Raw genomic sequence first — 13545 nt, 5'->3', positions numbered from 1 at the left:
GTCGATCAAAGATGTTGAACCAACTTCTCACTATCTTCCCCGGCATCGGGACCCTCTTCGTCCAGGATCCGGTGATCGCGTTTTCGAGGCTGGGGCTTATCGTCCTTGGCTTCGTTCTCGCCTATCATGGCTTCAAGCGTACGCTTGAGCCTCTCATCATGGTCCCGATGGGACTCGGTATGATGGCGGTTAACGCCGGCGTCATGTTCCTCGAAGCTGGCCAGATCGGCACGCTGATCATTGCGCCGATGGTGTCTGAGACCGGTCCGCTGGTCGACATCATGCAGATCAACTTCCTGCAGCCGATCTACAACTTCACGTTCGTGAACTCGTTGGTCGCTTGTATGCTCTTCATGGGCATCGGCACCATGGCGGACATTTCGTTCATCCTGGCGCGCCCCTGGGCCTCGATCACGGTGGCAGTCTGCGCCGAGCTCGGCACCTTCGTGACGCTGGTTATCGGTTACTACATGGGTCTGACCCCCGGCCAGGCGGCCGCGGTTGGCTCCATCGGTGGTGCTGACGGCCCGATGGTTCTGTTCGCCTCGCTGATCATGGCGAAGGACCTGTTCGTCCCGATCTCGATCATTGCCTACCTGTACCTGTCGCTGTGCTACGCCGGCTACCCGTACCTGGTTCGCTGGGTCGTCCCGGAGAAGTATCGCGCCCTGGAAGTCGAAATCGAGTTCCCGGATGTGTCGAACCAGGCGAAGTTCATCTTCACCATCGTTGCCGCGGCTCTGCTCTGCCTGCTGCTGCCGGTTGCTTCCCCGCTGATCCTGTCCTTCTTCATGGGCGTTGCGATCAAGGAAGCCGAGATCGAGCCGTACCAGGCGCTTCTCGAGAACACGATCGTTTACGGTTCGACCCTGTTCCTGGGCCTGATCCTTGGCGTGCTCTGCGAAGCTTCGACCCTGCTTGACCCGCGCGTTGCCATCCTTCTCGTCCTCGGCATCACCGCTCTGGCCATCTCGGCTCTCGGTGGTCTCGGCGGCGGCTGGCTCGTGTGGTGGTTCACCAAGGGCAAGTACAACCCGACGATCGGTATCGCCGGTGTGTCCTGCATGCCCTCCACCGCGAAGATCGCACAGCGTTGCGCCTTCGAGGCAAGCCCCTACGCGATGATCATGCCCCTCGCCATGGGCGCATCGATCTGCGGCGTCATCGTCTCGGCCATCGCGGTCGGCGTGTTCGCCTCCACGATCGGCCTGGTCGGCTGACCAGTCTGCCCGGCGCCCACGTTCTCGTGGGCGCCGGACCCCCTCCCTGGCAAACCGGTTGAAATACGGAAACGTCAGGTAAAGCCTCCCGATCTTTGCCTTCAGGTGAATACGGGAGCAACCACCGGTACCGCCCATGTGGCGGGGGTGGATCCTCCCCGACGTGACGGTCGGGAAACGCAACTCGACCGCTCGAAGAAGACACCATGTCGTTCCTCACAAGCTCAGTTGAGACCTGCTTCGAAATCGCTGGATGCAGCGACGTCAGACCGCGTTCTGGCCGAATCGGCCCGGTCTGTTTTCTCAATGAAATTCACTCCACCAACCGTTTGTTGGCTGAATTGCAGGCTGGGGGCGCCGAAACCGGCTTGACCCTGGTCGCTCACCATCAGACCGCAGGAACCGGCAAGCAGGATCGCTTCTGGTTCTCCAAGCCCGGCAAGGGTATTGGCATTTCGCTTCTCCTGAAGCCCGAGCGGCCGATTGAGGAAATCTCCAAATTCACGCTCGTGCTTGGCGTCGCGGTGGCTGAGGCCATTCGCAAGGCGACCGGGGTCGACGCCGAAGTGAAGTGGCCCAACGACATTCTGGTCAACGGTCGCAAGCTGTGCGGCATCCTTTGCGAGCTTGTGCTCACCGATGAAGGGGAGGTGGCAAATGTCATCGCCGGCATCGGAATCAACATCAACATGGCTGAGTCGGATCTTCCGCCGGAGCTTGAGGGGATCGCCACCTCGCTCGCCATGGAAGCGGGCTGCAATCAGGACGAGAACACCCTGCTTGAAGCACTCTTCACCGAAATCGAAACCTGGACTTCGCTATGGGAGGAAAAAGGTTTCTCCCCCATTCGCAAAGCATGGATGGAGCGGTCTTGCACAATCGGTCAAGTCATTCTGTTTGACGCAGGTGACGCGCGACTAACGGGCACGGCGACAGATCTGGGTTCTGATGGAAGTCTAAGTATTCGCGATCGGAGCGGGGTAACCCACCGCTTCGTTTACGGAGAGGCGTTGCAGTCGGCGAAAAACTCGTCGAAGCGGCGTTAATACAACTAAACAGAGGTTGTTCCATGTCCACAATCGGTAAACAGAAAGATTGGCACCGTCGATCTGCAGATACTGCAGAGCGGCTGGCTGCTGCTGCCCAATATATTGGAGCTGGCAAGCAGTTTAAGCCGGAAGATACGGTTGCCCTTCTCGAGGCGGTTATTCGCCCCGGTGACCGCGTCAATATTGAAGGCAATAACCAGAAGCAGGCCGATTTCCTGGCCGAGTCGCTGAACAAGTGCGATACGAGCAAGATCAATAACCTGCACATGGTGCAGTCTGCCGTTCCGCTCGCAGTTCACCTCGACCTGTTCGAGACTGGCATTGCCAAGAAGCTCGACTTCGCTTTCGGTGGCCCGCAGGCTGGCCGCGTTGCCAAGTTTATCCAGGAAGGCAAGCTGGAACTGGGTGCGATTCACACGTACCTGGAACTTTTCTCCCGCTACTTCATGGACCTGACCCCGAAGGTCTCTCTGATCTGCGCCTACAAGGCCGACAGGCAGGGTAACCTCTACACGGGCTTCAACACCGAAGATACGCCGACGATCGTCGAGGCGACCAAGTTCAGCCAGGGTATCGTTATCGCCCAGGTCAACGAGATCGTCGACGAGCTGCCGCGTGTCGATATCCCGGCCGACTGGGTGGACGCTGTCTGTCAGTCTCCGAAGCCGTTCTTCCTTGAGCCGCTCTTCACCCGCGATCCTGCTCTCATCACCGAGAACCAGATCCTGCTCGCCATGCTCTGCCTGAAGGGCATCTACGCCGAGTACGAAGTGAAGCGCCTCAACCACGGCATCGGCTTCCTGACCTCCGCGATCGAACTCATGCTGCCGACTTACGGTGCCGAGCTTGGTCTGAAGGGCAAGGTCTGCACGCACATGTCGTTGAACCCGCATCCGACCATGATCCCGGCGATCGTGGAAGGCTGGGTTGAGCAGATCCACTGCTTCGGCGGTGAGCTTGGCATGGACAAGTTCGTCAATGCCCACCCGGACGTGTTCTTTGTCGGGCCGGATGGAACCATGCGTTCCAACCGTGCATTCACGCAGGCTGCCGGTCACTACGCCAATGACATGTTCATCGGCGGTACGCTGCAGATCGACAAGTACGGCAACTCCTCCACCGCCACTGCAACCCGCGTTGCTGGCTTCGGTGGTGCGCCGAACATGGGCTGCGACCCGCGCGGTCGTCGTCACTCCTCTGAGGCGTGGCTGAAGTGCGGTGCAGAACAGCCGACGCTCGACCGTCAGCTGGGCACCATGCCCCGCGGCAAGAAGCTGGTCGTGCAGGGTGTGGAAACCTTCGGTGAAGGCCGTGCTCCGGTCTTCGTGGAAGAGCTGGACGCTCTGCAGCTGGCCAAGAACGCCAATCTGCCGTTGCCCCCGGTCATGATCTACGGTGACGACCTCACCCACATCGTGACGGAAGAGGGCATCGCTTACCTCAACCGCTGCCCGGACATCGAGGCCCGTATGGCCGCCATCCGTGCAGTTGCCGGTTACACCGAAATCGGTGCGCAAGCCAAGCCGGAAGAGACCAAGCGTCTGCGTGAGATGAACATCGTGAAGACCCCTGAGGATCTCGGTGTCGATCGCAAGCGTGCGGATCGCTCGATGCTTGCCGCTAAGAGCATCCAGGACCTCGTTACGTGGTCTGGCGGTCTCTACAACCCGCCGGCTCGGTTCCGTAACTGGTGATGAAGGATCATTGAACCATGTCTTTGAATACACTGGAATTCCAAGTCAAAATCGACGCGGCGACCAAAAGCGTCGATGCCGCGACGCACTACGGCGTCGTCGGCTCGGGTGACATGGAAGTCATCATGGAGCCGAAGGACCTCAAGGGTGCCGTTTCCGTGAAGATCGTCACCCCTGTCACTGGCTTTGACGAGCTGTGGAAGCGTGTCATCGAGACGTTCGCGTCCGAGACGCTGCTTGGCGACGTCTCTCTCGAAATCAATGACAACAATGCCACTCCGGCGGTCGTGCTTCTGCGCCTGCGCCAGGCATTTGCCGAAGCGACCTCGGACTAAGGAGATATCCCATGCCGAAATGGAATGAAATTCAGGAGCAGAGCTTCCTGGAGACTAATGCCCGCGATCGGGCCATCGGGATGGTCGACGAAGGCACCTTCACGGAACTGGTTGGCCCGCTTGACCGTTTCTCCAGCCCGCATCTTGATGTGCTGGGCGACGCCAAGTGCTTCGACGATGGTATCGTGACGGGCATTGGCAAGATCGGTAAGACGCCGGTTTTCGTCATCTCGCAGGAAGGCCGCTTCATCGGCGGCGCCGTCGGCGAAGTCCATGGTGCGAAGATGGTGAACGCCGTTCGCCTCGCCATCGAGTTCCACGACAAGCTGAAGGCTGAGAACCCCAACATCTCCGCCGAGGAACTGCCGATTGTGGCGTTCTCTCTGGAGACGGGTGGTGTGCGTCTGCACGAGTCCAACGCCGGCCTGCTCGCGCATGCCGAGTTGATGGATCAGATCCAGAAGGCTCGCCACAAGGTTCCGGTGATCGCGGTCATCGGCTCGAAGGTCGGCTGCTTCGGCGGCATGGGCTTCGTCGCCGCTGCGATGGACGCCATCGTGATGAGCGAGTTCGGCCGTCTCGGCCTGACCGGTCCGGAAGTTATCGAGCAGGAAATGGGCAAGGACGAGTTCGACTCTTCCGACCGCTCGCTCGTGTTCCGCACCACCGGTGGCCGCCACAAGTACGTCATGGGTGACTGCAACGTGCTCGTTGGCCCGAAGGTCTCCGATTTCAAGGAAGCGATCGGCAAGCTCGCCGTTCTTCCGATCGAGGACTTCGAGCCGATGCGTCGTATCGGTTCTCCCGAACTGGTCGAAAAGCAGCTCAAGTATGTCGCTCTGGCTGCTGAGATGCACCCGGCTGACGCCCGCGACATGTGGGCCAAGGCGGGCAATGAGGATGCTGCCGAGATGACTGAAAAGCCGCTCGACAAGTTCCTCGCCGAGACCAAGCGTCTCGAGCTGTAACCGCGGTCAGTTATCTCAATTCAGGAGACAATCATGGAAATGCAAGAAACCATGATGGGGCGTGGTCGGGATGCGATCGACATGATCGTGGACGCCGACAGCTTCAAAGAGGGCGTCATTGGCGCCAAGACCTTCGAAGACGAGACCTTTGGTCCCGGTGCGGCGGTCGGTACGGCCACTCTCGATGGTAAGGAAGTGACCATCATCGCGTCGGACGCCATGGCGTTCAACGAGAAGTTCCCTGTCGTCTATGCCGGCATCATCGGCATGGAAGAAGGGTACAAGATGGCCCAGTCTGTCTATGCCTCTCTGGCTGCCGACGCAGACAAGCCGCTCGCTGAGAAGCGCGCCATTGTTCTGATCGTCGACACCCCGGGCAACGGCCCCGGCAAGGTCGAGGAAATCATCGGCATGAACAAGGCCACTGGTGCATACCAGCTGGCGCTTGCGGAAGCCCGTCTCGCGGGTCACCCGATCGTGGCGATGGTTATCGGTCGTGCCATCTCTGGTGCGTTCCTCTGCCACGGCCTGCAGGCTGATCACATCCTGTCGCTGGATGCTCAGTTCGGCACGATGATCCACGTGATGCCGATCACCTCGATCTCCCGCATCATCAAGAAGGACATCGAGACGCTCGAAGAGCTGTCGAAGAGCAACCCCGTCTTCGCTGCGGGCCCGCGCTTCTTCTCCGCTCTTGGTGGCGTGAACGAACTCGTGGGTTCGATTGACGGCATGCGCCCGGCGATCATCAAGCACATTGCTGAGATCCGTGCGCTGAAGGCCGCCGGCGAAGAGGACAAGCTCGGCCCCTGGGGTCGCGGCTTGCTCGGCCAGGAAGTGAAGGGCCGTGTGGTGCGTCCGAAGGTCATCGAAAAGATGAACGAGGAATTCGCTGCAGTAGCCGAGAAATACGCTCCATCTCGCTAACGACCCATAGGGGACGATGAATCATGTCCGACAAACTTCAGGCACTCGAAACAGCCCTAGACGCTTTCAGCACTGTTCCTTCTCTTGAGGAAATGCCGAGGCGGACACTGGCGGATAAGGGAATCGACGGCCCTACTGCCGCTCATGTGATCGAAGAGGTGCATACGCCTTTCAATCTGGCGTATCTCACCTTCACGACGGGGTCTTCGGCGTTCCAGAATATTGTCGGCGTGGTTCATGGTGAGATTTCCGGCCGCTGCGCGGTGGCCCGGACCTTGTTCGAAAGACTCGGGTCCGGGCCACAAGCGAAGATGCTGGTGACCTATCCCCCTCTCGTAAACGTCTTCGCCGCAGACGCCTTGCGCGACTGCGGCGTGGAATGGAACTTCCTGCGCCGCTCCAGCCGTGATGCTCTCATCGTGCAGGCATGCCAGGAACAGCCGAACATCATGCTCGGCGAATCTTCTTTCCTTCGTGCAAGTCTCGAACAGGCGACCAAGATGGGCCTGAAGGACGAGATGCCGAAGAACGTCATTCTCCTGACGGCCGGCACGCCGCTCGATCAGGAGCTTCTGCCGGTGGCTCAGGAGTACGGCTATTCCGTACATGACCTTTATGGTTGCCAGGAGTTCGGGTGGCTCACCGTGAATGGTGTTCCGCTGCGCGACGACATCACGCTCGCGCCGTCGCCGCGCGGAGATGGCTACCGCGAATTCGTGGTTGGCGGCCTTCCCATGGGGGACAGCTTCGTCATCTCCAAGACCGGCCACGTCTGCGATCCGGAAGGCAAGATCATCACATACCGGCGTGAGCGGACTTATCCGGAATATGAGGTGGTCGTCCTCGCAACGACCGCCCATTCCGCAAGCACCGTGGAAAAGGCGTCACGCACCATCCTTCGCATCAAGGGCAGGGTGGTGAAGGTCTCCAAGGACCTCCAGACAAACGCCCCCGCGACAAAGCTCGCCCTGGTGCCCGGTGTGCCGGCCAACGAGGTGGAGGATTTCGAACCGATCGTGATCGAAGGACCGGTCGCTACGAAACTCTTCGACGACATCGTTCAGGCCCAGGCAGATCTCCAGAAGTCCGCGAAAACGGACCCTGCATGGATCAAGGGACGCTGATCATGCTCAACCGGCGCCACGTCCTGGCTCAGTTGTCATCACAGACGCGCGAGGCCCTCGTCCCCGCGCTCCTTGATGGCCTGCCGCACACGATGCGCGACGATGAGACGGAAAAGGCGGTGCTCAAAGGGTTCCTCGAAGATCGGATCCCGGGAATCGTCTGCCGCCCCACGCGCGAGTGCGGTGAAGGGCAGGGGCAGCTCGGTTTTTCGTTCCCGTTCCGTGTCGGCGAGCAGCGCGTCCGATCGTCGCTGATCGTAAATGCGGACGAGGTTACTGCGTATGTGACGCCCTATGAGGTCATGGACCGCGCGATGCGACGCTTTCCGACGGCGCACCCGCGACTTCAAGCCCTCAGCGACTGTGCCGAGCAACACAGTGTTCGACTCGGCCTCATCGGCTCTGCCGCGCTCGCGGCGGTGACAGGCCTCGCTTATGTCCGCCCGCAATCGGATATCGACGTCGTCGTTGATGCCCGGCATGGCGGATCCCTGGAGGCCTTTAATGATGCCGTGGCTGCTCTCTGTGAGGAGCTCGGAATTTCCGTCGATGCCGAATTGGAAGTAAATGACTCCCTCGGCGTAAAAATGAAAGAATATTTCTCTTCCGCCAAAAAAGTACTGGTAAAATATATCGACGGTATAGATTTGGTGGAAAAGGAAAAATTGCCAATTTACAAAGATGCCGCTATGTTAAACAACAAAGCGACATTGGAGTATAATCGAGGAATATTATAAATTCCTCTAAATCAACCATCAAAAACAATGGAGTGAATGATGGACATCAAAGTGAAAATGCCTTCGACGGTCATCTCTATCGAGGTTGCAGTCGGTGATGCGGTCACCAAGGGCCAGTCCCTCGCCGTCGTCGAAGCGATGAAGATGAAGAACAACACGCCGTCGCCGGTCGACGGCACTGTCAAGTCTATTGCCGCAGCTGCAGGCGACCGCCTGAAGCCCGGCGCTCTTCTGATGGTCATTGAGTGATCATGTGAAGTCGGGGCGACGATCCTCGTCGCCCCGTTACAACAGACTCCTAGTCTCACGGAGTAAGTGAAATGGTGATTTATGGACTAGCCCTGATGGGCGGTTGCATGGTCGTCGGTACCGCACTTGGGTACCTGGTCGGTCATCTTCTCGGTATCAGCGCGAACATCGGCGGAGTTGGCATCGCGATGCTCATGCTCGTCGTGTTCTCTCGTCAGCTGATGGACAAGGAGCAGCTTTCGGCTGCGGCTCAGAGCGGCATCAAGTTCTGGAGCGCGATGTACATTCCGATCGTGGTCGCCATGTGCACCCGTCAGAACGTTGTCGCCGCTTTCGATGCCGGTGCTCTGGCGTTCATTGCTGGCCTCGGCGCGACGGCGTCCGGCTTCCTGCTCATCCGTCCGATCTCGGCCCTTGGCCCGCGGAGTGAGCCCCTTCCTCCCCTCGAAACGGAAGGAAAGTAAGTCATGGTTGACGTTCTTCTGCACGGTGTCACCAAGTATCCTCTGGTGACGGCATTCGTGGTCGTCGGCATCATCATGTATGTCGCCGGCATTGTTTCCAAGGTCCTTGGCGGCCGCGTGCACTCTTCGGCTATCGCGATCGTTATGGGTCTGGCTCTGGCCTACTTTGGCGGCAAGTACTCTGGCGGCAAGCATGGTCTGGCCGACGTTGGTCTCTTCTCCGGCCTCGGCCTGATGGGCGGCAGCGTCTTCCGTGATTTCGCGATCGTTTCGACCGCTTTCGGTGCCAAGCTTGAGGAACTGAAGAAGGCCGGCGTCCCGGGTATCGTCTCGCTGTTCGTTTCGGTTGCCGTGTCCATGATCATCGGCGGTGCCGCTGCTGTGGCTTTCGGCTACACCGATCCGGCTGACATCACCACGATCGGCGGCGGCGCCGTGACCTTCATCGTTGGTCCCGTCACCGGCAACGCCCTGGGCGCTTCTTCGGAAGTGATCGCCCTGTCGGTTGCCGCTGGTGTGGTCAAGTCGATCACGGTTATGGTCACCACTCCGTTCCTTGCCAAGATTGCTGGCCTTGATAACCCGGCTGCCGCCTGCGTGTACGGCGGTCTGATGGGCTCCACGTCTGGCGTGGCCGCTGGCCTTGCCGCCACCGACGCCCGTCTGGTTCCCTACGGCGCGCTGACGGCCACCTTCTACACCGGCCTCGGCTGCCTGCTCTGCCCGTCGATCGGCTACATGATCGTCCTCTCGCTGTTTGGCTAACCTTTGGCGAGGGCCAAACAGCACGAGGACTTCTCGCTGGCAATGCAGTACTCCCACACTGCAAATTTCTCAGCAGAAGTCGGTCAAAAAGAGGCAAGTTTGCGATGATTGGATGAATCCAATCGTGACGTTAAATAGTTAACTTGTCTTGCAGCCGCCGGCAGGGCCCTAACTGGGGCTTGTCGGCGGCTTCAACATTCTTCGGGAAGCTCTTTGATGACGACAATTGAAGTTCGCGATGTCCACATGACGTTCGAAGCCTTCGAGGCGCTCAAGGGCATCGACCTGACCCTGACCGAAAAGCGAATTGGTATTGTCGGCTCGAACGGATCCGGCAAGAGCACCTTTGCGAGACTGCTGAACGGTCTTTTGGTACCGACCTCAGGCAAGGTTCTCGTTGATGGGCTCGACACCGCAAGGGACGGCAAGGCTGTTCGTCGCAAGGTGGGGTTCGTCTTTCAAAACCCCGACAATCAGATCGTCTTTCCCATCGTCGAAGAGGACGTGGCCTTTGGCCTGAAGGGATTGAAGCTGCCCGCGGCACAACGCGGTGCGCTCGTGGAAGAGGTTCTTGATCGGTACAATCTCGGTCCCTTCCGCTACCATCCCTCCCACGCACTCTCCGGTGGACAGAAACAGTTGCTGTCGCTTGCCGGTGTCCTCATCACGCGTCCCGATTGTGTCGTCTTCGACGAGCCGACGACGCTGCTCGACCTGCGCAATGCGCGCAGGGTCGCCAATGTGATCCGGGAACTGGAAGAAACCGTCATTATCGTCACCCATGATCTGAAACTGCTTGAAGACTTTGATCGCGTGATCGTCTTCGATCATGGCAAGGTGATCGCTGATGACGAGCCGGGCCCGGCGCTGGCCCACTATGTGGAGCGTATGACATGATGGCCGGACGCGATCCTGCGACTGTGTCGCGCATTCATCGCATCGGGGCTGGGCCCAAGCTGGCGACGCTTGCCGTGGCCGGGACCGTGCTCGTGATCGTCGGGCAGTGGTGGTGGCTGGCTCTCGCCCTTGTTGCCATCCTGGCGCTGTACCGTCTCGCCGGTCTGAGCCTGGTCCAGGCCTATAAGCAAATCCGTCCGCTCTTGTGGATTCTGGTCGTCCTGTTTGCATTTCAGGCCTACTGGGAATCTTGGAATTTTGCCGCGCTGGTGGTGTTGCGCATTGCCGCCCTCGTTCTGTTGGCGGCGCTGGTCACCCTGACGACCCGCACCGACGCTCTGATTTCCGCCGTCGAGACCGGATTGCGGCCATTGAAGCCGCTCGGTGTGGATCCGGGAAAGGTCGGACTGGCATTTTCTCTCGCGCTGCGGTTCATTCCCGTCATCGCATCACAGGCGACGGAGATCAGGGATGCCCAGCGGGCGAGGGGGTTGGGAACCAATCCGGTCGCGCTGGCGCTTCCGCTTGTTCTGCGCACCTTACGCATGGCGGGCGACGTCGCAGATGCTATCGAAGCGCGTTCACCTTATAGCGACGATGATGAACTGCCTCCGCGCTTCATCGCCGACGCCGAGAAATCCCATTCGAGGAAACCATGTCCGGACAGCGAACCTCCACTCGAGACATCGTCTATATAGCTCTCTTCGCCGCGCTGACGGCGGCGCTGGGGCTCTTTCCGCCGATCCCGATCGCCTTTCTCGGCGGCGTTTCCGTGACGGCGCAGTCCATTGGCCTCATGCTTGCCGGCGCAATTCTTGGTGGGCGTCGTGGGGCGCTTTCCATGTTGCTCGTCGTGGGACTTGTCGCGGTCGGTCTGCCGCTGCTGGCCGGTGGCCGGGGTGGCCTCGGTGTCTTCGCCGGTCCGACAGCTGGCTTTCTTGTGGGGTGGGTGCCTGCGGCCTATGTCGTCGGCAAGCTGCACGAGTGGGCCTGGAACCGGCTGAACGTCGTCACCTCGTTCATCTTCTGCGCGATTGGCGGCATTATCGTGCTCTATGCAATCGGCGTTCCCTGGATGGCGATGAACATCGGCGCTCCCCTTCTCAAGGTCGCGATGGCGTCTTCGGTCTTTGTGATCGGGGATGTGATCAAGGCCGGCATCGCGGCTGTAATCGCGGTTGCGATCAAGCGGGCCTATCCGCTGATCGAGCGGCGCGCAGCCGTCTCCTGACGGGCGCTGCGGCGTATTCAATCCATTTTGAACGACGGTTGCGGCCGGTCTTATCCAAGATAGATGAGGCCGGCCGCAACGAATCCGGCAAGGCCGATAAGGGTCGGCAGGATTGTGCCCCCGCGCCAGACCGCGATCAGGAAAGCCACGATCACGCAGACAACGGCGACAATGCAGCCGATGGTCTGTTCGGTCTTGAACAGATTGCTGCCCGAGCGCAGAGCGGACGTGGCGACAATGCCGCCGAGAATGCCGTAGCCCGCCCGGTCGAAGAATTCGCGGATACGCTCGCCGCCCATGCGGTTGCGTGCGACTAGCGGAATAAGCCTGAGAAGCAGGGTTCCCAATGCTGCGCCGCCAGCCACAGCCCAGAGCTGCCATTCGGCGAAAACGGCGTTATGCATCGGTGTTTTTCCTCTCCAGAAGCATGCTGATGCCCGAGACGATCAAGGGCAGCACCAGAAGGGCATAGGAGCCCAGCTCGATGGCGGCGAGCGGCACGAGCAAGGCCCCGAAGGCCGCATTCACCATCAGGTTCCGCATCTTCTTCTGGCGGGCGATGAGCGTGGCGAAATAGATCGGGATCATTGCGCCGAGCGTTGCGCCGACAATGACAGGAACAGAAGCAGCGAGCTGATGCCCCGCGACCGCGCCGATGATCGCTGAGAGGGAGCACATGGCCCCCACGATGCCACAATAGAGAGCAGGGCGCGGCGGACGGCTGTCCATGAGTTTCGGCAGGATGACCGCAAAGGAGCTTGCGGAGAGGAAGCCGACGCTTCCCAGAGCCCTCATGAAGCTCATGGCGGGCAGGCGGCCGAGCACGGACGCCACCATGATGATGAAGCGCAGATTGATGATGACCACCGCAAGGACCGCTGCGACCCAGGCGCCGGCGCGCGCGCCGTCGCTCTGCAGGATCTGCATCGCGGCGGTCTGTGCCGGCGCTGCGACCGTCAGGCTGGTCATGAAGGCTGTCTGAAGCGCGCTGAGCCCGGCCTCGGCACTGATCTGTCCGACACCCATGAACATGATGAGAAACGTGATGATGACGACCGCCGCATCGCGAATTGCGATGGTGAACACGGTCGCTACCGACGCTGTTTGCTCGTCTGCCTCGTTCGATTCTAAAGGGCTATTCATGCTGACTATTGAATTTGAATGATGTCAGGAAACGCGAGGAAGCTTTCTTATTGATATATCGCATTACTGTCAATTCGTGACTTGCTGAGGTTGCAAGAACTCGCAAACGAACGCTGTTTTGTATTTATCGCATGTAAATATTAGTAATTCTTCATCGAAGGTGCGTGATTTCTTCTTCTTTCGAACGCTGCGAGATTGTGTGTGTCCCGCATGTTCTCGCATCATGACGTTTGAAAGGTAAAGGCTTGAAACGTATCAGTACTTACGCGTGGGGTGCTCGCCCGATGAAGGCGGGGGGGGAGGGTTCGCGTCTCGAAACTGTACGGCAAGGATCTCAAGGACTTCAACTTCGTCCCCGGCGACTGCCGCGCCAATCAACGGCAATTCGGATCGCGTGGCTGGTCCTGGTTGAACGTTCGGATCCAAGCGGAAACCGTTTCGCGCGCAGCGCGGTACAAGCCGCAGCTACGTTTCAGGATCCTCACGGAGCGAGGCCTCGCGTGAAATCACATTCTGTATATCTTTGGGAGAGTAATGGCTCCCCGGGCCGGATTCGAACCAGCGACCAAGCGATTAACAGTCGCTTGCTCTACCACTGAGCTACCGGGGAGCAGGTCGGCCGCGCACTCGTCGCGTCGACGGGAGAGGCTATAACAACGCGGATTGCGCTTGCCAAGTCCCGAGGAACAAAAAATGTGGATGAGTGAACCTATTCCGCCCACATTTTGCGCCTGCACAGATC

The 13545-nt window shown here is 59.5% G+C and carries 16 protein-coding genes and 1 tRNA gene; 14 read left to right on the top strand and 3 right to left on the bottom strand.

The features are described 5' to 3' along the window. The first annotated feature begins 11 nt into the window (after positions 1–11). The 14 genes from madB to ABGM93_RS05765 all read left to right on the top strand — a co-directional run bounded on the left by madB (position 12) and on the right by ABGM93_RS05765 (position 11660). Complete coding sequence (madB, locus tag ABGM93_RS05830) at positions 12–1220, top strand: Na+-transporting malonate decarboxylase, carboxybiotin decarboxylase subunit (RefSeq protein WP_321504241.1); 1209 nt, start codon at positions 12–14, stop codon at positions 1218–1220. A 206-nt stretch (positions 1221–1426) separates the two neighbouring features. Beyond that, positions 1427–2266: a biotin--[acetyl-CoA-carboxylase] ligase gene (locus ABGM93_RS05825; RefSeq protein WP_321504239.1), complete on the top strand. Its 840-nt coding sequence runs from the start codon at positions 1427–1429 to the stop codon at positions 2264–2266. A gap of 23 nt (positions 2267–2289) precedes the next feature. Beyond that, positions 2290–3963 (top strand): malonate decarboxylase subunit alpha, encoded by a 1674-nt coding sequence (gene mdcA, locus ABGM93_RS05820; RefSeq protein ID WP_321504234.1) that lies wholly within the window; start codon positions 2290–2292, stop codon positions 3961–3963. A gap of 17 nt (positions 3964–3980) precedes the next feature. Then, on the top strand, positions 3981–4298 hold the full coding sequence (gene mdcC, locus ABGM93_RS05815) for a malonate decarboxylase acyl carrier protein (RefSeq protein ID WP_319773912.1): 318 nt from the start codon (positions 3981–3983) through the stop codon (positions 4296–4298). 11 nt (positions 4299–4309) lie between these two features. Further along, entirely contained in the window at positions 4310–5266 is a 957-nt protein-coding gene (locus tag ABGM93_RS05810; protein WP_319773911.1) for a biotin-independent malonate decarboxylase subunit beta, read from the top strand. Positions 5267–5299: 33 nt separating this feature from the next. Beyond that, positions 5300–6193, top strand: a complete 894-nt coding sequence (gene mdcE, locus ABGM93_RS05805; protein WP_321504232.1) for a biotin-independent malonate decarboxylase subunit gamma — start codon at positions 5300–5302, stop codon at positions 6191–6193. Positions 6194–6216: 23 nt separating this feature from the next. Next, positions 6217–7317: an acyl carrier protein gene (locus ABGM93_RS05800; protein WP_321504230.1), complete on the top strand. Its 1101-nt coding sequence runs from the start codon at positions 6217–6219 to the stop codon at positions 7315–7317. After that, on the top strand, positions 7299–8054 hold the full coding sequence (gene mdcG / locus ABGM93_RS05795) for a malonate decarboxylase holo-[acyl-carrier-protein] synthase (protein WP_321504228.1): 756 nt from the start codon (positions 7299–7301) through the stop codon (positions 8052–8054). The genes ABGM93_RS05800 and mdcG overlap by 19 nt, the downstream gene beginning before the upstream one ends. A 39-nt stretch (positions 8055–8093) precedes the next feature. Then, a complete protein-coding gene (locus tag ABGM93_RS05790; protein WP_319773907.1) occupies positions 8094–8303 on the top strand; it encodes a biotin/lipoyl-containing protein in 210 nt (69 codons plus the stop codon). 71 nt (positions 8304–8374) lie between these two features. Beyond that, the gene (gene madL / locus ABGM93_RS05785) at positions 8375–8767 is read left to right on the top strand and encodes a malonate transporter subunit MadL (RefSeq protein ID WP_321504223.1); all 393 of its coding nucleotides are present in this window, start codon (positions 8375–8377) and stop codon (positions 8765–8767) included. A 3-nt stretch (positions 8768–8770) separates the two neighbouring features. After that, on the top strand, positions 8771–9532 hold the full coding sequence (madM, locus tag ABGM93_RS05780) for a malonate transporter subunit MadM (protein ID WP_321504222.1): 762 nt from the start codon (positions 8771–8773) through the stop codon (positions 9530–9532). A gap of 216 nt (positions 9533–9748) precedes the next feature. Continuing rightward, positions 9749–10429 (top strand): ATP-binding cassette domain-containing protein, encoded by a 681-nt coding sequence (locus ABGM93_RS05775; RefSeq protein WP_321504220.1) that lies wholly within the window; start codon positions 9749–9751, stop codon positions 10427–10429. Beyond that, entirely contained in the window at positions 10426–11127 is a 702-nt protein-coding gene (locus tag ABGM93_RS05770; protein WP_321504218.1) for an energy-coupling factor transporter transmembrane protein EcfT, read from the top strand. The genes ABGM93_RS05775 and ABGM93_RS05770 overlap by 4 nt, the downstream gene beginning before the upstream one ends. Then, on the top strand, positions 11085–11660 hold the full coding sequence (locus ABGM93_RS05765) for a biotin transporter BioY (RefSeq protein WP_321336681.1): 576 nt from the start codon (positions 11085–11087) through the stop codon (positions 11658–11660). The genes ABGM93_RS05770 and ABGM93_RS05765 overlap by 43 nt, the downstream gene beginning before the upstream one ends. Before the next feature lie 50 nt (positions 11661–11710). Here ABGM93_RS05765 and ABGM93_RS05760 read toward each other — a convergent pair whose 3' ends face one another. From ABGM93_RS05760 to ABGM93_RS05750, 3 genes are all read right to left on the bottom strand, one after another. Continuing rightward, complete coding sequence (locus ABGM93_RS05760; RefSeq protein WP_321504213.1) at positions 11711–12064, bottom strand: AzlD domain-containing protein; 354 nt, start codon at positions 12062–12064, stop codon at positions 11711–11713. Beyond that, complete coding sequence (locus ABGM93_RS05755) at positions 12057–12746, bottom strand: AzlC family ABC transporter permease (protein WP_321504211.1); 690 nt, start codon at positions 12744–12746, stop codon at positions 12057–12059. The genes ABGM93_RS05760 and ABGM93_RS05755 overlap by 8 nt, the downstream gene beginning before the upstream one ends. 592 nt (positions 12747–13338) lie before the next feature. Further along, a tRNA-Asn gene (locus ABGM93_RS05750) sits at positions 13339–13413 on the bottom strand. Between the last annotated feature and the right edge of the window lie 132 nt (positions 13414–13545).

The organism is Breoghania sp. (genome assembly GCF_963674635.1).
In the GTDB taxonomy this organism is placed as follows: Bacteria; Pseudomonadota; Alphaproteobacteria; order Rhizobiales; family Stappiaceae; genus Breoghania.
This window is presented reverse-complemented; position numbering and strand designations above follow the sequence as displayed.

Excerpts from the sequence above, each read along its gene's own strand:
- madB (WP_321504241.1), top strand. The coding sequence starts at position 12 with ATGTTGAACCAACTTCTCACTATCTTCCCCGGCATCGGGACCCTCTTC.
- ABGM93_RS05825 (WP_321504239.1), top strand. The coding sequence starts at position 1,427 with ATGTCGTTCCTCACAAGCTCAGTTGAGACCTGCTTCGAAATCGCTGGA.
- mdcA (WP_321504234.1), top strand. The coding sequence starts at position 2,290 with ATGTCCACAATCGGTAAACAGAAAGATTGGCACCGTCGATCTGCAGAT.
- mdcC (WP_319773912.1), top strand. The coding sequence starts at position 3,981 with ATGTCTTTGAATACACTGGAATTCCAAGTCAAAATCGACGCGGCGACC.
- ABGM93_RS05810 (WP_319773911.1), top strand. The coding sequence starts at position 4,310 with ATGCCGAAATGGAATGAAATTCAGGAGCAGAGCTTCCTGGAGACTAAT.
- mdcE (WP_321504232.1), top strand. The coding sequence starts at position 5,300 with ATGGAAATGCAAGAAACCATGATGGGGCGTGGTCGGGATGCGATCGAC.
- ABGM93_RS05800 (WP_321504230.1), top strand. The coding sequence starts at position 6,217 with ATGTCCGACAAACTTCAGGCACTCGAAACAGCCCTAGACGCTTTCAGC.
- mdcG (WP_321504228.1), top strand. The coding sequence starts at position 7,299 with ATGGATCAAGGGACGCTGATCATGCTCAACCGGCGCCACGTCCTGGCT.
- ABGM93_RS05790 (WP_319773907.1), top strand. The coding sequence starts at position 8,094 with ATGGACATCAAAGTGAAAATGCCTTCGACGGTCATCTCTATCGAGGTT.
- madL (WP_321504223.1), top strand. The coding sequence starts at position 8,375 with ATGGTGATTTATGGACTAGCCCTGATGGGCGGTTGCATGGTCGTCGGT.
- madM (WP_321504222.1), top strand. The coding sequence starts at position 8,771 with ATGGTTGACGTTCTTCTGCACGGTGTCACCAAGTATCCTCTGGTGACG.
- ABGM93_RS05775 (WP_321504220.1), top strand. The coding sequence starts at position 9,749 with ATGACGACAATTGAAGTTCGCGATGTCCACATGACGTTCGAAGCCTTC.
- ABGM93_RS05770 (WP_321504218.1), top strand. The coding sequence starts at position 10,426 with ATGATGGCCGGACGCGATCCTGCGACTGTGTCGCGCATTCATCGCATC.
- ABGM93_RS05765 (WP_321336681.1), top strand. The coding sequence starts at position 11,085 with ATGTCCGGACAGCGAACCTCCACTCGAGACATCGTCTATATAGCTCTC.
- ABGM93_RS05760 (WP_321504213.1), bottom strand. The coding sequence starts at position 12,064 with ATGCATAACGCCGTTTTCGCCGAATGGCAGCTCTGGGCTGTGGCTGGC.